The 18,384-nt window shown below is 44.1% G+C and carries 20 protein-coding genes and 1 pseudogene; 8 read left to right on the top strand and 13 right to left on the bottom strand.

All coding sequences use genetic code 11. From position 1 onward, the window contains the following. Positions 1–126: 126 nt before the first annotated feature. From Cop2CBH44_RS01210 to Cop2CBH44_RS01195, 4 genes are read right to left on the bottom strand one after another with little or no spacing between them, the layout of a single operon-like run. Positions 127–2,214, bottom strand: coding sequence for a type IA DNA topoisomerase (locus Cop2CBH44_RS01210; RefSeq protein WP_004291456.1), 2,088 nt, complete (start codon positions 2,212–2,214; stop codon positions 127–129). Positions 2,215–2,274: 60 nt separating this feature from the next. Then, complete coding sequence (locus tag Cop2CBH44_RS01205; RefSeq protein ID WP_004291455.1) at positions 2,275–3,846, bottom strand: DUF3945 domain-containing protein; 1,572 nt, start codon at positions 3,844–3,846, stop codon at positions 2,275–2,277. A gap of 20 nt (positions 3,847–3,866) precedes the next feature. Then, positions 3,867–4,217 (bottom strand): helix-turn-helix domain-containing protein, encoded by a 351-nt coding sequence (locus tag Cop2CBH44_RS01200; protein ID WP_004291454.1) that lies wholly within the window; start codon positions 4,215–4,217, stop codon positions 3,867–3,869. A 3-nt stretch (positions 4,218–4,220) separates the two neighbouring features. Next, positions 4,221–4,646 carry a helix-turn-helix domain-containing protein gene (locus tag Cop2CBH44_RS01195; protein ID WP_004291432.1) on the bottom strand — a complete coding sequence of 142 codons (426 nt, stop codon included), beginning with the start codon at positions 4,644–4,646 and terminating at the stop codon, positions 4,221–4,223. A 138-nt stretch (positions 4,647–4,784) separates the two neighbouring features. On the opposite strand from Cop2CBH44_RS01195, the gene Cop2CBH44_RS01190 reads away from it, so the two are divergent. Next, on the top strand, positions 4,785–5,084 hold the full coding sequence (locus Cop2CBH44_RS01190; RefSeq protein ID WP_004291426.1) for a helix-turn-helix domain-containing protein: 300 nt from the start codon (positions 4,785–4,787) through the stop codon (positions 5,082–5,084). 31 nt (positions 5,085–5,115) lie between these two features. After that, complete coding sequence (locus Cop2CBH44_RS01185) at positions 5,116–5,421, top strand: helix-turn-helix domain-containing protein (RefSeq protein ID WP_004291424.1); 306 nt, start codon at positions 5,116–5,118, stop codon at positions 5,419–5,421. 77 nt (positions 5,422–5,498) lie between these two features. On the opposite strand, the gene Cop2CBH44_RS01180 is transcribed toward Cop2CBH44_RS01185, so the two are convergent. Then, a complete protein-coding gene (locus Cop2CBH44_RS01180; protein ID WP_004291423.1) occupies positions 5,499–5,861 on the bottom strand; it encodes a hypothetical protein in 363 nt (120 codons plus the stop codon). 11 nt (positions 5,862–5,872) lie between these two features. Then, complete coding sequence (locus Cop2CBH44_RS01175) at positions 5,873–7,108, bottom strand: site-specific integrase (protein WP_004291422.1); 1,236 nt, start codon at positions 7,106–7,108, stop codon at positions 5,873–5,875. 372 nt (positions 7,109–7,480) lie between these two features. On the opposite strand from Cop2CBH44_RS01175, the gene Cop2CBH44_RS01170 reads away from it, so the two are divergent. Next, positions 7,481–8,110 (top strand): cytidylate kinase-like family protein, encoded by a 630-nt coding sequence (locus Cop2CBH44_RS01170; protein ID WP_044229763.1) that lies wholly within the window; start codon positions 7,481–7,483, stop codon positions 8,108–8,110. A gap of 88 nt (positions 8,111–8,198) precedes the next feature. After that, on the top strand, positions 8,199–8,825 hold the full coding sequence (locus tag Cop2CBH44_RS01165) for a DUF4923 family protein (protein WP_021930378.1): 627 nt from the start codon (positions 8,199–8,201) through the stop codon (positions 8,823–8,825). 539 nt (positions 8,826–9,364) lie between these two features. On the opposite strand, the gene Cop2CBH44_RS01160 is transcribed toward Cop2CBH44_RS01165, so the two are convergent. The 3 genes from Cop2CBH44_RS01160 to Cop2CBH44_RS01150 form a co-directional block, all read right to left on the bottom strand. Continuing rightward, positions 9,365–10,189: a mechanosensitive ion channel family protein gene (locus Cop2CBH44_RS01160; RefSeq protein ID WP_021930379.1), complete on the bottom strand. Its 825-nt coding sequence runs from the start codon at positions 10,187–10,189 to the stop codon at positions 9,365–9,367. A gap of 39 nt (positions 10,190–10,228) precedes the next feature. Beyond that, positions 10,229–10,366 carry a hypothetical protein gene (locus Cop2CBH44_RS01155; protein WP_154668398.1) on the bottom strand — a complete coding sequence of 46 codons (138 nt, stop codon included), beginning with the start codon at positions 10,364–10,366 and terminating at the stop codon, positions 10,229–10,231. 146 nt (positions 10,367–10,512) lie between these two features. Beyond that, entirely contained in the window at positions 10,513–11,193 is a 681-nt protein-coding gene (locus Cop2CBH44_RS01150) for an MIP family channel protein (RefSeq protein WP_021930380.1), read from the bottom strand. 853 nt (positions 11,194–12,046) lie between these two features. On the opposite strand from Cop2CBH44_RS01150, the gene Cop2CBH44_RS01145 reads away from it, so the two are divergent. From Cop2CBH44_RS01145 to Cop2CBH44_RS01135, 4 genes and pseudogenes are all read left to right on the top strand, one after another. Continuing rightward, on the top strand, positions 12,047–12,547 hold the full coding sequence (locus tag Cop2CBH44_RS01145; RefSeq protein WP_200755401.1) for a hypothetical protein: 501 nt from the start codon (positions 12,047–12,049) through the stop codon (positions 12,545–12,547). A 204-nt stretch (positions 12,548–12,751) separates the two neighbouring features. Further along, complete coding sequence (locus Cop2CBH44_RS16470; protein WP_338025696.1) at positions 12,752–12,910, top strand: DUF4160 domain-containing protein; 159 nt, start codon at positions 12,752–12,754, stop codon at positions 12,908–12,910. A gap of 34 nt (positions 12,911–12,944) precedes the next feature. Beyond that, a pseudogene (locus Cop2CBH44_RS16465) lies at positions 12,945–13,164 on the top strand (DUF2442 domain-containing protein). A 379-nt stretch (positions 13,165–13,543) separates the two neighbouring features. Beyond that, positions 13,544–14,869, top strand: a complete 1,326-nt coding sequence (locus tag Cop2CBH44_RS01135) for an ATP-binding protein (RefSeq protein ID WP_200755400.1) — start codon at positions 13,544–13,546, stop codon at positions 14,867–14,869. Positions 14,870–15,145: 276 nt separating this feature from the next. On the opposite strand, the gene Cop2CBH44_RS16460 is transcribed toward Cop2CBH44_RS01135, so the two are convergent. The 4 genes from Cop2CBH44_RS16460 to Cop2CBH44_RS01120 are packed head-to-tail and all read right to left on the bottom strand — an operon-like array spanning position 15,146 to position 17,811. Then, a complete protein-coding gene (locus Cop2CBH44_RS16460; protein ID WP_246469159.1) occupies positions 15,146–15,616 on the bottom strand; it encodes a hypothetical protein in 471 nt (156 codons plus the stop codon). Next, entirely contained in the window at positions 15,538–15,972 is a 435-nt protein-coding gene (locus Cop2CBH44_RS16455; protein ID WP_246469158.1) for a hypothetical protein, read from the bottom strand. Before Cop2CBH44_RS16455 ends, Cop2CBH44_RS16460 begins: the two co-directional genes overlap by 79 nt. 39 nt (positions 15,973–16,011) lie before the next feature. Continuing rightward, a complete protein-coding gene (locus Cop2CBH44_RS01125; RefSeq protein ID WP_200755399.1) occupies positions 16,012–16,590 on the bottom strand; it encodes an RloB family protein in 579 nt (192 codons plus the stop codon). A gap of 12 nt (positions 16,591–16,602) precedes the next feature. Continuing rightward, positions 16,603–17,811 carry an AAA family ATPase gene (locus Cop2CBH44_RS01120; protein WP_200755398.1) on the bottom strand — a complete coding sequence of 403 codons (1,209 nt, stop codon included), beginning with the start codon at positions 17,809–17,811 and terminating at the stop codon, positions 16,603–16,605. Between the last annotated feature and the right edge of the window lie 573 nt (positions 17,812–18,384).

The raw sequence follows: 18,384 nt of genomic DNA, 5'->3' as shown, positions 1-18,384 counted from the left end.
ATCGGTTGGAAAAAGGAAGAAAAAGGCACTCGGTATCCCTCCGAGTGCCACCACTAAATCCAAAGTATGAGTGTAATCCGGTATCGAAGAACAATTCATTACTCTGAACAAGTGGCAAAGTTAATACTATTTCTTCCGTCCTGAAAATTTCTTGTCCTTTTTAGCCTCCGGGAACACAAAAGTCGTGTTATATTCCCCGTCAAAGGCGACAACAGCATCGAAACTCTTGCCCTGTTTGCTCTTGAACCCTTTGAGCAGCTTGGTATGCCCTTCGGTGAGCAGGTCTTTGATTTCATCGTCGGACAGGGTGCGTCCCGCTTTCAGCCGGAACACGGGCAGTCCGCACTCCGTGTTGTCGCAGCGTACCACCTTGCCGTAGAACCGCATCCTGCCCGTGCCACACTTGGGACACGCGCAGCCGGAGTCACGGCTGCCGAAGAGCTTGTCGCACGAGATCAGTTCGGAGGTTATCTCACGTGTGTACGCCTCTATCTCCTTGCGGAAGGTGTCGTCGGACAGTTCCCCGCGCTCGATACGCGCCAGCTCCTTTTCCCATTCGCCCGTCATGGCAACATCGGCGATGCGCATCGTCTTGACGACGGAATTGAGGGCAAGTCCTTTTTCGGTGGGAACAAGCGACTTCTTGCAGCGTTCCATGTAACCGCGCTTGAAAAGCGTTTCGATGATGGAGGCGCGTGTGGCGGGAGTACCGATGCCACAGTCCTTCATCGCCTGCCGCAGTGCGTCGTCCTCAATTTCCTTGCCCGCCGTTTCCATTGCCGAGAGCAGGGTGGCTTCGGTATGCAGCGGCTTGGGTTTGGTCTTTCCTTCGGTAATGGACGAGCCTTTCGGTGTCAGCGTGTCGCCTTCCTGCCAGCCGGGGATGGTAATTTCCTCTTTTTCCTCGCCATAGACGGCACGCCATCCGGTTTGCTTCACGACGCTGCCTTTTACGGTAAACTCCACTCCGGCACATTCCGCCGTGACAGTGGTCACATCCTTGACGCATTTCTCAGAGAATGCCTCGACCATGCGCCCGGCAATCATCTGATAGATGGTATTGTCCTCTTTGGAGAGGAAGAGCGGTTTCTCACCCGTGACGAGCAGGGCATGGTGGTCTGTCACCTTGCCGTCGTCCACGCTGCGGCGTGTCGGGGCGGCTTTTGCCCGCACCTTGTCTTTCCATTCGGGCTGTGTGCCGATGAAAGCGAGCAGTTTGGGAATTTCGGCAAACACGTCTTCGGGGATGTAGCGGCTTCCCGTTCTCGGATAGGTTATCAACTTCTTTTCGTAGAGTTTCTGCGCGATTTCAAGCGTCTGTTCCGCCGTGAAGCCGTGCTTGGCGTTGGCTTCTTTCTGGAGCGTGGTCAGGTCGTAGAGCAAGGGAGTTTCCTCCGTCTTCTCCTTGCGCTCGGCTTTCGTGACAGTGGCGCAACCTGCCGCCTTTACCTTATTATATAGTTCCATCGCCGGTTCTTTCTCTTTCCATTTCTCGGAGGATGAGAATTTCACGACTTCGCCGTCGCAACCGTCCGTTGCGATATGGAGCTGCCAGAATGCTTCGGACGTAAAGCGGCGGTTCTCCCAGTAGCGTTCACATACCATAGCCAACGTTGGTGTCTGCACCCGCCCCACGGAATACGTGCCGTGTCCGGCGGCGATGGATAACGCCTGTGTGCCGTTGATGCCCACGAGCCAGTCGGATTCGCTCCGCGCTTTGGCGGCGAGGTAGAGGTTGTCGTATTTGCTGCCGTCTTCGAGTTTCCGCAGTCCCTCGCGGATAGCTTTGTCGGTGAGAGAGCTGATCCACAGGCGCACGAAAGGAGTGGTGCAACCCGTATAGTGGTAGAGGTAGCGGAAGATAAGCTCTCCCTCGCGTCCGGCATCGGTCGCCACGATGATATGTTCGCTTGTGTCGAACAGTCTTTTGATGACTTTTATCTGCGACACCACGCCGCTGTCGGGCTTGTAACCTTTCTCCGTCCTGACCTGACGGGGGACGAGCGTGAATGTGTCGGGAATAATCGGGAGGTTGTCACGGACAAATCCGCGCACGCCGTAGCCGTCGGGCATGGCAAGCTGAACGAGGTGTCCGAATGCCCATGTCACGGCATAACCGCCTCCCTCGAAATATCCTTCCTCTCTCTTTGTCGCGCCCACGATGCGGGCGATTTCACGTGCCACGGAGGGCTTTTCTGCAATGATTGTCTTCATGTCTTCTTCTTTTTTGTTGATACTTTGGATTTTATTTTGGATTCAGTGGCGGACACGGGATTACATTTTCATGCCCTTGCCCGTTTTCTTCTGCGGCTTCTCCTGCTGCTGTTGCTGGCGGGCGTCCTTCGGGTTGGTCTGACCTTTCTGCAACGGCTCTCTCAGATTCTTTGTAGCCTCGTTGGTCTTGCCATCGTTGTTCACCGCCACCTGCGTGCGGCTCTCGTTGGACGGAGCAACCTGCTGTGCATTGTCAGGGTTCGTGTCGTAGCGGTACGGGCGTCCCTTCTCCGGGTTGAACTTGATATACATCGTGGCATGGAAGCCCTGCTTGTCGGTCACGTTCTCCAGCTTCACGGCTTTACCCGCCACATAGTCGGCTTTCTGCTGGTCGGTGAAGCTCACGCCGCTCCATTTGCTGATGGGGCGGATGCTGCCGTCCTCGTTCGTCCACGTGTTGCGGCGTTGCTCCTTCTTGGTCTGTGCGGCATTTTCCCCGCCCTGCGCCTGACTTTTCGATGTGTCGCCTTTGGTTTCCTGTGTCTGTGCGGTACGGGGCGACTTGCCGGTTCCCGGCACGAACTCCACGCCGCGCTGCTCCACGTTCACTTGCAGGGTGGTGACGAACTTTCTGCCGTCGTTGCGCTCGATGAGCTTGTCGCGTACGGGCAGTCCGGCGCGGAGCATGTCCCGCTCCTGCGTGGTGATTTCCGTCTTGCCGATGCGCTCCGGGATGCGCACCCTGCTTGCCGGAATGTCCGTGATTTCATTCGTCTTGCGGTCGATGCTGATGTAGGAGGGGATGATCTCGCCCGTTTCCCTGTCCACAATGTCCACGACCCTACCGAGATTGCCCGTTTCGCGGAGGTTCTTCCGGTCATTGTCGGAGAATTTGTGTTCCTTGTACTCATCCAGCTTCTGCTCCTTGCGGATGAAGTGCGGCACGAGGCTGATGTTTCCCTCACCGTCCTTCTTGAAGGAGAGGCGGGCGTCCAGCTCGAATGATTCGCCGCCGAAGGTCGGTTTGACCTTTACCAAGTCGGACTTGCCATAGTTGAGCATCTTCGTAAGGTCGCCGGACTTTTCAAGGTTGTCCCGCTTTACGCCCCATCTGTCCTCCAGCTCCTGCCAGTTGATTTTACTCTCGTCGATGGGCTGGTAGCCACGTTTGCCCTGCATCTGTTCGGATTTGTCCTGTTGCTGTTCTTTCCGTTGTTCCATGTTCTCCTGTTTTTGAGGTTCTTGTTTCTCTGTCTGTTGTGCTGCCATCTCTTCCTGCACCTTCTTCTCATAGTCGGAGGTGTCCACCTTGTGAGGGGCGAGCAGCTCCTTGTTCGCTTCGGGGTCTTTCAGCAGTTGCTTCATCACCTCTAAGAGATTTTCAGCTTGGTCTGCCGCAATGCGGTAGAAACCGAAGCGGCTGGGTTCCTTGCACTGCCGGAAGAAGTTCTTGAAGAAGTTGTCCAGCACGTCGCCATGTCGGTCGAATTGCAGGAAACTCTGCGCGTTCTCCGCTTTTGCGGGGGTGCGCTTGGGTGTGCCGTCCGCGTTCAGCCCGGCTACCACGCTGATCTCGCCTGTCTTCTCGTCACGGACTACCAGCACGTCCTTTTCGTCTTTTTTCTTTGCCATCTGAAAAATGTTTTAATGGGTTATTTATGAAAGAAATTATGGATACGAGCCTTGTAGAAGGCTATATCTTCCTTTTTGAAGTCCTTGATATGGTTGGAAAGGAATGTCAGCACGTCCTCCTCGCTGTAATAGGTCTTCTTGCCCAGCGTCTTGTAGGGCAATGCGCCTACGCTGCGGTAGCGTTGGAGGGTGCGTTTGCTTATCTGGAGCAACATGCACAAATCCTGATTGTCGAAAAGGCGGATGCTTTCCGTGATAGTGGGCTGTTTCCCCTCAGCCTTCATCGCCAGCAGCAGTTCGTCCTGACGGTCGAGCCGTTCCATCAGCTTCTGCATCCAGCCCTCGAAGTTGTTTCGTGTGAGCAGTTCCATGACCTATGTCCTCCTTCCTTTTGGTTTGCCGCCCGTGCGCAGCGTGTGGTTGTGGAACAGGGTGTCTATTGTCCCTTCCTCGTTCCTTACTGTGTTGTCCTCCAATAGCCGCAGTATCTCGGAAAGGCGGTAGCGGCAGCTTCCGCGTACCACCACATACTCGATACGGTGGTCGGTGCGCATACGCTGCATGGTGCGCTTGCTCACGTTGAGCATCTTCGCCGCCTGTGCCGTGTCAAGCAGCTTGTCTTCGGTTTCCCGCTTCCGTTTCTTCTCGTCCCTTGCCTCGCGGATGTACCCTGCGATGTTCGCAATCTGCGCCATCATCTCCTTGTAGGCGGAACTTTCCATTGTTATCACTTTCATGTTCAGTCCTTTCTTTTTGTTTCTGCGACAAAATTCGGCAATAAACAAAAGGGGCTTTAACAACTCACTACGTGACTCACGTAAGATTTTTGCGGAAGATGGCTCCGTAACCCGGTCAAACGGCGCAACAGGCAGCCTTTCAGCGGAAAACGATACGTCTTGTATGCCGTTTCGTTACCTTTGCGGCAAACTCTAAATGACATGAATATGGAAATAGTATCTATCGAGAAAAAGACTTTCGAGATGATGGTGGCGGCATTCGGCGCACTCTCGGAGAAGGTCGCCGCCCTGAGGCGCAAAAGCGACACGGGGCGCATGGAAAGATGGCTCACGGGCGAGGAGGTCTGCGGGCAGTTGAGAATAAGCCCGCGCACGTTGCAGACGCTGCGTGACAGGCGGCTTATCGGCTACTCGCAGATAAACCGCAGGTTCTATTACAAGCCAGAGGAGGTGAAGCGGCTGATACCGCTTGTCGGCACGCTCTATCCGCACGGCAGATGATTTGATTTATTCACCCACTGAATCCGAAGTTATGATGAACGAGAACAACGATGTTTTTACGATGGAAGACGAGCCGATAGCCTCTGTGGTGCAGGATATGCGCAAAGGCTCGAAATGGCTGTCCGCATTTCTGGAAAGCTACCGTCCTCCGCTGGACGGGGAACGTTACCTGACGGACGGCGAGGTGTCGGAACTGCTCCGTGTGAGCCGGCGCACCTTGCAGGAATACCGCAACAACCGCGTGTTGCCCTTCATACTTTTGGGAGGGAAGGTGCTTTACCCGGAAACGGGGCTGCGCGGGGTACTGGAAGCGAACTACCGCAAGCCGCTGGAGTGAGGCGGTTTCATGAAAAAGTAAACGGGTGACACCTTTTGTGGTGCTACCCGTTTACTTGTCTTATGGGGTATGTGCAATCAGCAATACCCGGCTTTTCCGTTCTGTATGAACATCACGTATGTCTGCCGTTTCTCTTGTGAGAGTGCCTTTCCCACCAGCCATGTGCGGAACAGGTGGGTGTTGTAGGTATTCACCCTGAAAGCGACCGGGATGATGATTTCAAGGGCGTACACGTCCGCGTGCAGCCCGTTTTCAAGCTGCATGTAGCGGCACACCTCGTAGTCGTTCAGCACGTCCGACTTGCGGACGGCTCTGATGGCGGCGTTCACTGCCGGGACGGTCGTATGGAACAATCCGGCTATTTCGGTGGCGGTCATCCACACGTCGTTACCGGTTACGCTGACTGCCTTGTCCTCGATGATGATTGTGTCACGTTTCATGGCTTTTCTTTTTAGATGGTGCAACCTGCAAATTCCTCGACGCCGTTCAATCTTGCGGCAAGGTTCTCCATGTCCTGATTGAGCTTCTCTTTGGTTATCTTTGCGTAAATCTGCGTCGTCTTTATGCTCTTGTGTCCGAGCATGGAGCTGACCGTTTCGATGGGAACACCGTTGGAGAGGAATATCGTCGTGGCTGCCGTGTGGCGGCTCTGATGCCACGTGATATGCTTGGTGATGCCGCAACGCTTGGCGACGGCACGGATACCGGCAAGGCACGTGTTATAATGCGGAACGGGAAATATCCTGCCGTCCCCGCACAGTCCCCGGTATTTGCCGATTATGCGGTTGGCGATGTCGAGCAGGCGGATGTTGGACACCACGCCCGTTTTCTGGCGGTTGATGTTTATCCACTCGTGTTCGTCGAAGTAGGTGCGGATATTCTCTTCCGTAAGGTTGCGCATATCCGCGAACGACAGCCCCGTGAAGGCGCAGAACAGGTAGAGGTCGCGGTACAATTCCTGTTTGGCGTTTTTCAGTTTCCCCTCCATCAGCAGGCGGATCTCATCTTTGGTCAGGAAACTGCGTGTTGTTTCCTCCTTCTTGATTTCATACTCGCGGAACGGGTCGCGCGTCAGCCACTCGTTGTTGATGGCGATGAATACCATCGTCCGTAACGGGCAGACGTACAGCCACACGGTATTGGTGCAGCAGTGCTTGTCCGTGCGCAGGAACATCTCGAAGTCGGAGATGAAAGCCGGGGTAAGCTCTTTTAGGGCGATGTCCTTCACATGGTAGCGGATGTCGAGGAACTCTTGCATGTGCTTGTAAACGGTGCGGTACTTCAGCAGCGTGCCTTTGGCTTTCATGCCTGCCTCCACCTGCTTCTCGTAGTCCTCGTTGTGCTGGCGGAACACCTGCATCAGCGTGTGGTAGCGGTGTTCCAGTCCGAGAAAGGCGTTCTTCACCTTCTCCGCCGTGACGAAGTTGTCACGCTCCATGATTTCCTGATAATGCCTGTTGATGCGTACCCGCATCTTGTCAAGCATACGGTTCGTTTCGAGTGCCGCCGTGCTTCTGCCCGTGACACGTCCACCTTTGGTGTCCCACAGTTTCGGATCGACAGTCAGTTTGCAGCTGAACTGTGTCTGGCTGCCGTCCACCGTGATGCGTCCCATGACGGGAACTGTCCCGTCCTTTTTCACTACCTGACGCTTGAGGTAGTAGATTACTGAAAATGTACTCTTCATTGTCCTTAATTTTTGGGTTTCAAAATTAGTTGGTGAAGAGTCCGGTGTTGGTACGCAAAACGGGGAGGAACGGCGCAATCTTTTTCCGTAACCTGATTTTTCGCATGAGTTATGGATAACTCACTATTCCTTAGAGCCTTGTTTCGCTATTCGTACCCGTTTGTCGCATTTTCGGGCATGGTTACGAACAAGTAACGTAGCGGCGTCAGGATTTGGCTTCGGCAGGGATTGTAATGGCTTCACGGATTATCGCCACTTCAACCAAAACCCTTGTAACTCAATTCTATCACTATATCTTTCCGCATTTCACTTTTTTGTAGTAACTTTGCTTTGTAAATGTGTATCGGCAAGATACTGTATGACGATATTTATATGAAAAACAATCTTATCATCACCATCGGACGTCAGTTCGGAAGCGGTGGCCGCGAGATAGGCCAGCGCCTCGCCAAATTATTCGATATTGCATACTACGATAAGGAACTTATACAGGAAGCGGCCAAAGAAAGCGGCTTGAGCTCGGAATACTTCGAGAGGGCCGACGAGACGGCTCCGGGGTCTCTGCGCAACATCCTCACCATGAGTTGGGCAACTCTGGGCAACTCTTTCGGCAACGACGGTACATTGAGCAACGAGAATATTTTCAAGTACCAGTCGGACGTGATTATCCATCTGGCAGAAGACCATCCGAGCGTATTCGTAGGACGATGTGCCGATTATATACTCCGCGAAAACCCGATGTGCTTCAACGTATTTATCCATGCTCCGTTGAAGGACAGGATAGAGCGTATCATGAAACGTGAGCACATCTCGAAGGCGGAAGCTATGGAACTGGCTTCTAAAAAGAACAAATGCCGCGCCAACTATTATAATTATTATACGGATAAGGAATGGGGGGCTGCCTCATCATACGACTTGTCGATAGACTCTTCGAAGCTGGGCTGTGAGGCTACGGCTCTGTATATCTACGAATTTATCCAAAAAGTACAGAAAGGCAACTCATAAGATGCCGGGAGTAGCCGGCCGGCCTTCGGGATATATATAATTATTTAACCGGGAGATTTCTTGTTCTCCCATTTATCATTACATCATTATGAAAAAAAGTGCAGTTTTGATAGTAATCCTTGTCGTCAACGGGATTATGTCAAATGTGTTTTCACAGACAAAAACAAGTTTGAAAAATTTGTTAAATAACGTCGTAGAGGATGCTGTAAACTCAGTTACGAACAAAATCACGACGTTGACCCCCGAAGATATCGCGGGCACATGGAAGTATTCTGCTCCGGCCTGCGAATTTGAAAGCGGGGAGGTACTGAAAGATGCGGGCGGAAAACTGATTGCCGCCGAAGTGGAGAGCCAGCTCACCGATATATACAGCAAAGCGGGGATTACGGCTTCGACTTTCGGATACAGCTTTGCCGACAGCACGTTTACCAACCAATACAAAAAAATCAACTTAAAAGGGGTGTATTCCCTCAACGGGACCGACAAGCAAATAGATATGACTTACCAAGTGGCCGGGCTTATCCGCCTGGGCGAGTCGTCGGCCAAGATAGAAAAAAACGGGGACAAACTTGTCTTGCTCTTCGATGCGCAGAAACTGGTGAAGATATTGTCGACCTTGTCGGCCAAGACTTCGAGCACGACGCTGAAAACGGTAAACTCAATTTTATCAAGTTACAAGAATGTTCTTATCGGATATGAGTTGACCCGACAGTAGACCGTAGCGGCCCCTGCTCTATCTCATTTCCAGAAATATCGCCGGTTTGTTTTAAAAAAACTACTCAAGGCCATACAAATAGAGGGAACTATATACTGCCTTACAATAAAGCCCTCTATAAAGGAGTGTACAATTTACAGAGGGTTATGCCTTAATACGCTTTATTGTCTTGACAAAGATTCCATACAACAAGGCTATCTATAGTTGCCTAAGCAAATAGCACGTCTTGACAATATTATAACTCCGCTTCCCAAAAACAAAGTCCGGAAGAAACTGCGCCATAAAACCGTTACCGCAGTTTTTCCCGGACTTTACTATTTTCAAAGATTTCCTAAGAGCCGGTTGTCTAAATATCCAATAAAAATATTATCCGGTCTCTTTCCCTGTTTTCTCTCGCCAGATAGCCAGCTATCATCCTCTCAAAAAGGGGAAAACATCCTCGAAAGGAAATCCCAAACCCCGCTCAAGCAAAATGCAGACAGGCTCTATCTGTATCGAATGGAAATTTTACAATCGGCTTTATCCATAAGCCATATTTCTTATTTCTCTGTCCCGTGGATAGTAAGTTGCGGGAAAGGAAAGCCAATGCCTTCCTTGTTAAAGGTGGCATATACAGTACGATTCATCCAAAAGAATACATCCCAATAATCAGAGCTTTTTACCCAGACACGTACCGTAATATCCACACTACTCGCACTCAAAGCACCTATCTCTATGACAAAAGACGGATTTTTCAAAATACGCGAATCCGAATCGATGACTTGTTGCACGACCGCTTTTACCTTCTCGAAGTCTTCATTATATTCTACTCCAAAAGTGAAATCGACCCGACGAATATCTTTTTTACTGTAATTGATAACAGCATTGCTGCTCAACGAACCGTTAGGAGCGAATATCACCCGATTGTCAGGTGTTACCAGAATGGTATGGAATATCTGTATCTCCTGCACGGTTCCACTCACACCTGCCCCCTCGATATAATCTCCTACTTTGAAGGGTTTGAATACGAGAATAATCAACCCGCCTGCAAAATTGGACAAGTTGCCCGACAAAGCCATACCGACAGCCACACCGGCCGAAGCCAATAACGCGGCGAAACTTGTCGTCTCGACTCCCAGCTTACCGATGATGGCAAAAGCCAAAATAAGGTTCAACAAAATGTTCAACAGACTTCTCAAGAAAGTCTGGACACTCGTTTCCAGCTTGCGCTTTTCCATAATTTTAGCTATCAACTTGTTGATGTACTTAATGATAAAGCGCCCGATTACATAAATCAACACAGCAACCAAGATATCCTTACCGGCATCTATACTGAAATCGATTAGCTTTTCCAATGCTTGGTTCATGTTTATTGGTGATTCCATTACTAAATTAAATTATAAATTATTTGTTTCATATCCATATTACTCTACTTTGCCCATATCATCAGACATGAGAATCTTCCCATCTTCAGAGCCTGCCTGCATTTTGCCCGGGACATTGTTGAGTTCTTCTTTCGGTCTTCCGTTTTCTCTCGTCAGACAGCCAGCTATCATTTTCATAGAAAAAGAAAAACGTCCTGAAAGAAGCTCTCAAACCCAGCTCAGCAAAATGCAGGCAGGCTCTGGAGATGTTGTTAAAAAAACAGAAAGTACCCATCTCTCAAATCATATAGAAACAATTTGCCAGATTCTGTTTATCCTATATTTCACTTTTCGGCATCTAAATATTTCCAGACTAAAGCAGACAATGCAGCGCCTATCATAGGGGCCACAATAAACAGCCATAACTGGGATAATGCAACTCCTCCTTCAAACAGAGCAGGAGCTATGCTACGCGCCGGATTGACGGATGTTCCCGTAATAGGAATACAAACTATATGAACCAATACCAGGGTCAACCCGATAACCAATCCTGCTAAAGATGAATTTCCTTTTTTACTGCTGGTAACTCCCAATACGACTAAAACAAAAATGAATGTAAATATAAGTTCAGCAATAAATGCCTGCCACAAGGTCCCTTCTGCATAACTATTCGCACCGGTCATTGTAGGCCCGCTATTTCCCCCTGCCGATACCAAGGTATAAATAATCGCCGACCCGACCAAGGCTCCAATTACCTGAAACAACATATAGAATCCGGCATCTTTACCGCTCATCCTTTTCGACAAGTATACTCCCAATGTTATTGCCGGGTTTATATGGCATCCCGAAACTCCGCCAATCGTGTAAGCCATGGCTACAACAGACAAGCCAAAAGCCAAAGCGACCCCGATAGTCCCGACTCCGGCACCTACCGTACCTGTAACGCTACCGGCAAATACTGCACTGCCGCACCCCATCAGTACGAGAACCATAGTTCCCAGCATCTCTGCAACATACTTTTTCATAATAATGATGAATTTAGATTAACAAAAGATTAAAAATATCTGTTTCTGGCATAACAGAAAGGCAAATTAAACAAATTTATTTGTGATAAAAAAAATTATATAAGTAAAAATTCAGCTATCGCCAAACAGACTTTCATTTTATAAAAAACACGTCGTCCCGGTTTATCTTTGATAAAGGCTACCTCCTGCAACATAGATGAGACGGTCCGGATTTTCCAATTAAGGAAATATTATCGAGTCATCTTTACGGTTTCTTCAGATCTCTCTTCCCGTTTTCTTTCGTCAGATAGCCCGCTATCTTCCCCTTAACAACAGAAAAATATCCGCGAAAGAAATTCCCAAACCTGACTCGGGCAAAATGCAGACCGGCTCTTAGAGCTTGCACCAAAGCGTTCAACCATTTTATTAGTATCTCCTCTTTTTATTACTATTTTATTCGTTTTATAAATTTTTATTATTATATTTGTTAACTATTATTTTTATTTGTATAATATTTTTATTGCTACCGCGATACAAATACAATGAAAATATTCTCTTATAAAAATATTTAAGTAAAACAAATTCGTCATATTGAATACTTACTATCTTTAAAAAGATATGAATGTTAGAAGCAAAATAAAAAAATATACTGATTTTAAAGAAATTAAAACAATCAAGACAGAGCAAAACTTTAAATGGCCTAAAAGTTTTCTTCTCAAAGGCAATAACATCTCGAGTGACAAATCGGGCAAATTTATTCACTTATACAAAGATGTAAATTCTGACCGGCTTCTCTCGGGAGGAAGCAAGGAATCACTGACATTAATTTTTGAATACAATAATTATATATTAAATAATAAAAAAACAATCTGTTATGAAAAAAATTTTAGCTGTCATTTTATTGGTATTAAGCTGTAATTGTGTAATTTTTGCAGAAAATGTTCTCTCTCGTGGAACTTTTATCCAAGCTCGTATTGTTGATGCAATAAAAAGTAATCAACAAAATATATCCCCTACTATTATTGTCGACAATGATGTAAACATTGATGGAAAAGTGCTTATCAAACGTGGAACTCCGATAGTTGCCCAAATAGAGCGAAAAAAAGCCCGTGGTTGTGGACGTCCCGGGACATTGAATGTAAAATTTCTAACTACTGAAGCAGTAGACGGACAAACCATTATTCTATCCGGTGGGACAATGTCCATCGAAGGAGACGCTAAAAAAGGCTTGGCTATTGGTCTTGGGGTAGGTCTTGGCTGGTTCTTTTGGCCAGGATTAGGCTGCTTAGCAATACGCGGAGGCCAAGCGGAAATTCCAGCAGATACATTAATCAACAATATCATGGTAGGAAATAATTACAAAATTAATTTGTAAAATTACTTTTAAAGGTAACAAGGCAATTCCTTAAAACAAAAGGAATAACTACAGCTACGCTGTAAAACCGGATAAAAAAGATCGGTAGGGATAAATTTTTATCCCTACATTTGTAATATAACAATAAATAAAATATGCCCAAAATTTGTAATTTTTTTGGCATCATAATCTGGTTCGTATTGGAGAGACCATAATCCTCCACCTATTCATTTTATTTATAGCGATTATAAATGCTCTATCAATGTATTGGATAGAATTGTGGACGGACAGGTTCCTGTAAAAGTAATCGTCAAAGTAAATGAGTGGATAGGTTTGCATGAACCGGAAATTCTTCCATTGTGGAAAAAAACAGAGAGGAGATAAGACCAGTAGAATAGAACCATCAAAATAAATACTTATGTTACGAGTAGTAGATGTGGATTATATCAAAGACTACGAGCTTCTCGTGACTTTCAGTGATGGATGTTAAAGCCTTATTTGACAAGTGAAGTATTCGGAGAGTCGCTGGATATAAGGATAAGTTTATCCAATACGGATTGACACATACCACAATAGAATGGTCTAACGGTGCAGACTTCGTTCCCGAATTCTTGTATGAAATAGGGACTGTTGCATGATATGGTTGCTATTTATGAATTTTCATAAAAAATTACAAAATTAATCTGATAACGAAACCAAGTCATGTATGTGCCTTTCAATACCAATGAAAGAAGCTATTGCGAATCACATTCCCCACTCTTGTATAAACGGTGCGTGTCCCGTCTTGATAATTATAAGGTACCAGCATTCCTGCCTTTACTTTCACTTCTAATAGAGTATGTCCCTCATACATTTCGTGAGGTGAAATGTTAAGTATTTACTCCCTTTTGATTTTCAGTGATTTAATCATATTGCATTTCCGAATTTATTCGTAAATTTGCTATTGTTTTAAATTTTACCACTGCAAATTTTACAACGGTAATTTTTATAACGATACAATCAAATATAAAACCGAGTATGAAATTCTACAATAGAGAAAACGAATTAGCATCATTAGAAAAAGTTCGCCGAGTATCATTTTCCGTACATTCTCAGATGACTGTACTTACCGGACGACGACGTATCGGCAAAACCAGCCTTATATTCAAGAGTTGTGAGAATACTCCTATGGTATACTTGTTTGTCAGCCGAAGCAATGAAACAGACCTCTGTCTACGATTTACTTCCGAGATACGACAGGCTCTTCATATTTATGTACCAGAACTTACTCGTTTTGCAGAGCTGTTTCATTTCTTAATGGACGTAGGGACACGGATGGAATATAATCTGGTTATAGATGAGTTTCAGGAGTTTTATTACATAAACCCAGAGATTTACAGTTTGATGCAGGATATCTGGGATAGACTAAGGAAACAGAGCCATGTCAATCTTATCGTGAGCGGTTCGGTCTATACGCTTATGAACAGGATTTTCAGGGATTCCAACGAACCGTTGTATGGTCGTGCCGACAGTATAATGAAGTTGGCTCCTTTTACGACCTCCGTATTAAAGGAAATCCTGTCAGACCACAAGGCAGAGTATGTCCAAGACGACTTGTTGGCTCTCTATACTTTTACCGGTGGCGTCCCAAAGTATATCGAACAGTTTATGGACAACGGTTGTACGGACATGGAAAGCATGGTCAATTTCATGTTGCAACCTGATTCTTTCTTTCTGACCGAAGGGCAGGCTTTGCTGGTACAAGAGTTCGGGAAAAAATATGGCAATTACTTCTCTATCCTGTCGGCCATCTCCAACGGCAGAAATACTTTGCCGGAAATGGAAACAGTTATGGGTGGAATCAGCCTGGGCGGACAATTAAAGAGGCTGGAAGAAGATTATGCTTTGGTAAAAAAGAAACGTCCTATACTCTCCAAAGAGGGTTCCCAGACAGTCCGTTATGAAGTTTCGGATATGTTTCTACGTTTTTGGTTCCGATACTTTATCAAGTATCAAAATTATATAGAGATACAGAATTTTGAACGTTTGGCTGATATTATTAAAAAGGATTATCCTACTTTCTCCGGATGGGCTTTGGAAACGTATTTCCGTCAACGGATGATGGAAAGCAAGGAATTTGCGGCTATCGGTTCGTGGTGGCAAGGTAAGAATCATAAAGAGCAGGACGAGATAGATATTGTCGGGCTGTATGCGGAAGAGAAAAAGGCTTTGGTGGTGGAGGTAAAAAGACAATCCAAAAATTTCAAACCGGATTTATTTGCACTCAAGGTTGAGGAACTGCGGAAGAAAGTCTTGTTTAAGTATGAGATAGAGAGCCGGCTTTTTTCAATGGAAGATATGTAAAACGGGCTCCAAATCTTTTTTTACAGAGAGGTGCCGGAAAACGGTATAGAAATTTTCTCCAAATCGGCAACTTTTATTCTATCTGCTGAATAAAAACTAACTATCTGATTATTAGTTTATTAAATTGATTATAATCGATTGATATGGCGCTTTTTACAGGGCGCCTTTTATGTTCTTCCTGTCAATATTAGTCTTTCATAAGCTTGATATACCACGAAGTAGAATTCTTGTATTTCATATTAGACAGATTATGGAGAAAGTTGACCATGCTTACCCCTATTTTTCTAATTCAAATTGAGTCTCTTTCTCTTTAATAAGAGATAAAGATATATCAAACAAGACCTTTATAGTACTATTTAATTCAAAAGAAAAATCTTTAATAGAGGTGGTCATCTTATCAACATCATCATAGTATGAAATAATTTTTTTATCTAATCGTTCCAGTTCAATGTTTACTTCCTGAACCTCTTGCAGAAGTAACTTTCTCTTTTCTACATCTGCCGTTTGTTTACTTAATTCCAATAAGATATTTTTTCGATGCATATTATTCTCTTTCATATGAATATCATATCTGTTTTGATTAATACGTTCTATAAAAGAAAGTTCTTGATCCAATAAATCTGATAGTCCCACACGTGCTTTAATCCAGCATTCTTCATAAGTCTTTTCTAAATTTGTTTTCTGGCGTTGTACATCAACTTCAAATACATATCTATACTGTAAATCTGTTGTATATTCATTTGACATATAGCCGATTTAGATAATGATATATTCTGATGGTCAATACCAACAGTAATTCCCATAACATCTACTATATTAAGCAAAGCCAAATTATTTTTTAGACAGTTATTATACTCATCCAACTTTTTAATTTTTTGTTGACGAATTAACAGTTTTTCTTGTTGCAGAATAGCTTTCTCATTATTTCTATTACTATAAATAATAGCAAGATAACCTACTACAACAGCAAAAATTCCACTACTATAACTTCCCCCAAAATTTAACCATGAGTCATTTGAAAGATTTGTTTTGATAACATTACCATATGTCAACAGCGTATTAATGATAAATGCAATAGCAATTCCACTAATTATGATTCCCAAAACAACATATAAATCTTTTTTTTCATCAATTCATATTTATTACAACGATTCACTAACTTTTTTAATCGCCTTATAAATCTCACTATAAGAATCTCTACCTTTATATTTTTCAGCCAATTCACATGCTTTATCCATTTTTGAGCCTGTAAGCATTTCTTTGACCCATTTATCCTTCTCAAGATATTTCCGAGTCCTATCGTATGTTGGCAGATATTGCTTTAATGCTCTTTCTGTTGCTGTTGAATCTCGAAAATATCGACACGTATCTTCAAAATGTAGTAAAAACCAATATTCTATTGACTGTAAGCTATCACAGAGAATCACATTGGAATTATTTTCATATTTCTTTTTGAGCGACACCATTTTTTTATTCTCTGCATCAGAACGCCTGCTAACATCAGCATCAAAAACACATATTACAAAGACATCTTCATCCAAAAGTTCCTTTATTTTCTTTTCTATTTTCTCAATACTATTGTTTTCAAATAAACGAGGAGAAATAGAGTATCTATAACCAAGTATTTTTTTCAAATGACTGAAATAGAATAATTCAGTCAAACCCTCACCGACGATATGAATAACCTGTCTGGTCGCTGTATTTTTTCTCGATTTTCTCATAAAAGTACATGATTATAGATTAGGAACTGCACCGAATTTACCGAACTTATATGCCTTTTGGAGAGAACTGATCCTATTCAATCCCTTAAAATCTGTCAGAGGATACAATACACTTGATCCATCCGGATTCTTTTCAGTAAACCAAACATTATCTTTTCTAAGCAAATCTTCCTCTCCTAACAGTCCATCATAATGTGTAGTGAACAACAACTGGGCTTGCTCTGATTCCTTTAGAAAACGTTCAATGATGTATTCTATCAATTTCGGATGAAGAGAAGATTCAATCTCGTCAACTGCGAGAAAAGCATCTCTTTCAAGAATCTTTTGCACTTGAGCAGCTAAGCCAAATGTACGGATAGTACCGTCCGATTCAAACAACTCTGGGAACTCATAATAATCATTGTTACCATTATCAGATGAAACTTTATGCTGATACATAGTATAATTAATCGAACCCTTATGTGTTTCCTGTTCTTTGGATGTAATATTTGAAATATTAAAATCTGCTTCCTGCAGATACCTCAAAATATAATCTTTTGCAGACTCATTCTTGATTGATTCTTCGGCATAACGACTTAGAGACGATGCAGGTACGATAGCCGGCATAACCTGATTGGCCAGATACTGAAGAACCGTCTCTAGTTCTACAATATGTGTATTCACCTGCATATAGGCAGCAAAAACTGACATATTATGCAAACACTTCAATGTTATTTCCTCTTTGACAGATTGCGACATCTTGATTTTCTGTCCAAATTTAATAACAGATACGTTATTCTCAGTATTTCTTTCAAATATAGTAGCAGGCTGTTGACTTGGATAATAGATTAGACTTTCCTTTGCTACGTGCCATCTGTCTAAAGCTACAGAATAGACATAACGAACAGCTTTCTCCTCATTCTTCAAATAGAACGAAATCGAATATTCAGATAACTGCCTCGAACTTGTTTTATTCAGAAGAAACGGGACTATTTGAATTTGTTCTGCCTTATTAAGTGGAGTATAAGTAATGAATGACTTGATGAAATCACAAACTTTAATAATATTACTCTTACCCGAAGCATTTGCTCCATAGATGACAGCCACTTTCAATAGCCTCACATCACCCCCCAATTCAACGACATGATATGATTCCATATCCTTACTTCTATCAGCTTCAAAACTTAATATAGCCTCGTCTCTAAATGAGAACATATTCTTAAATCTAATTTCTGCTATCATATAATCTCTGTTTTTCACAAAAATATAACTAAATATCCAAACCTACAAATTAGATTTAATTATTTACATCATTCATGTAAATATTGAAAACTAATATCTATTTTATCGAATTTATTATAACCACAGAAGATATAATCATTTAATCAAAATATCAGTCCATCCATCAATACAAAAAATCGATACAAATCAACGTCAATCTTCATATTATCTCACTTCACAAAGATTTAAAGACAACCCGAAAATACGTATTCTATTTGCATAATATTACACGCCATTGATAAATATGCTACACCACTAAAAAAGAGGTAAAAAATACCTCTTCCTTGTAACTTATTTACTGGAAAACTTTGAAATTCAGCAAAATACAATTATCCTTGTCTATGGAAAGAATGTGAAGTTATTATAATTTATTTATAATCAATTAGTTGCAATAATTAAAAGAACAGGCAAGTGATGGTAAGTGGCATGTAAAAAAAACCGTCCTCGCTCCGGTATGGTTCATACATTTGCGAGGACGATATCTAATTGACACACACACTATTTATAATAAAATCCGAAATGAGTTTATTCCTA

The sequence above is a fragment of the Coprobacter secundus subsp. similis genome, assembly GCF_015097275.1.
Lineage (GTDB): Bacteria > Bacteroidota > Bacteroidia > Bacteroidales > Coprobacteraceae > Coprobacter > Coprobacter secundus.
Note: the sequence above shows the minus strand (reverse complement) of the source record. Positions and strands in the feature narration are given on the sequence as shown.

Coding starts and splice junctions, on each gene's coding strand:
- Cop2CBH44_RS01210 (WP_004291456.1), bottom strand. CDS start 2,214: ATGAAGACAATCATTGCAGAAAAGCCCTCCGTGGCACGTGAAATCGCC.
- Cop2CBH44_RS01205 (WP_004291455.1), bottom strand. CDS start 3,846: ATGGCAAAGAAAAAAGACGAAAAGGACGTGCTGGTAGTCCGTGACGAG.
- Cop2CBH44_RS01200 (WP_004291454.1), bottom strand. CDS start 4,217: ATGGAACTGCTCACACGAAACAACTTCGAGGGCTGGATGCAGAAGCTG.
- Cop2CBH44_RS01190 (WP_004291426.1), top strand. CDS start 4,785: ATGAATATGGAAATAGTATCTATCGAGAAAAAGACTTTCGAGATGATG.
- Cop2CBH44_RS01185 (WP_004291424.1), top strand. CDS start 5,116: ATGATGAACGAGAACAACGATGTTTTTACGATGGAAGACGAGCCGATA.
- Cop2CBH44_RS01180 (WP_004291423.1), bottom strand. CDS start 5,861: ATGAAACGTGACACAATCATCATCGAGGACAAGGCAGTCAGCGTAACC.
- Cop2CBH44_RS01175 (WP_004291422.1), bottom strand. CDS start 7,108: ATGAAGAGTACATTTTCAGTAATCTACTACCTCAAGCGTCAGGTAGTG.
- Cop2CBH44_RS01170 (WP_044229763.1), top strand. CDS start 7,481: ATGAAAAACAATCTTATCATCACCATCGGACGTCAGTTCGGAAGCGGT.
- Cop2CBH44_RS01165 (WP_021930378.1), top strand. CDS start 8,199: ATGAAAAAAAGTGCAGTTTTGATAGTAATCCTTGTCGTCAACGGGATT.
- Cop2CBH44_RS01160 (WP_021930379.1), bottom strand. CDS start 10,189: ATGGAATCACCAATAAACATGAACCAAGCATTGGAAAAGCTAATCGAT.
- Cop2CBH44_RS01155 (WP_154668398.1), bottom strand. CDS start 10,366: ATGAAAATGATAGCTGGCTGTCTGACGAGAGAAAACGGAAGACCGAAA.
- Cop2CBH44_RS01150 (WP_021930380.1), bottom strand. CDS start 11,193: ATGAAAAAGTATGTTGCAGAGATGCTGGGAACTATGGTTCTCGTACTG.
- Cop2CBH44_RS01145 (WP_200755401.1), top strand. CDS start 12,047: ATGAAAAAAATTTTAGCTGTCATTTTATTGGTATTAAGCTGTAATTGT.
- Cop2CBH44_RS01135 (WP_200755400.1), top strand. CDS start 13,544: ATGAAATTCTACAATAGAGAAAACGAATTAGCATCATTAGAAAAAGTT.
- Cop2CBH44_RS16460 (WP_246469159.1), bottom strand. CDS start 15,616: ATGTCAAATGAATATACAACAGATTTACAGTATAGATATGTATTTGAA.
- Cop2CBH44_RS01125 (WP_200755399.1), bottom strand. CDS start 16,590: ATGAGAAAATCGAGAAAAAATACAGCGACCAGACAGGTTATTCATATC.
- Cop2CBH44_RS01120 (WP_200755398.1), bottom strand. CDS start 17,811: ATGATAGCAGAAATTAGATTTAAGAATATGTTCTCATTTAGAGACGAG.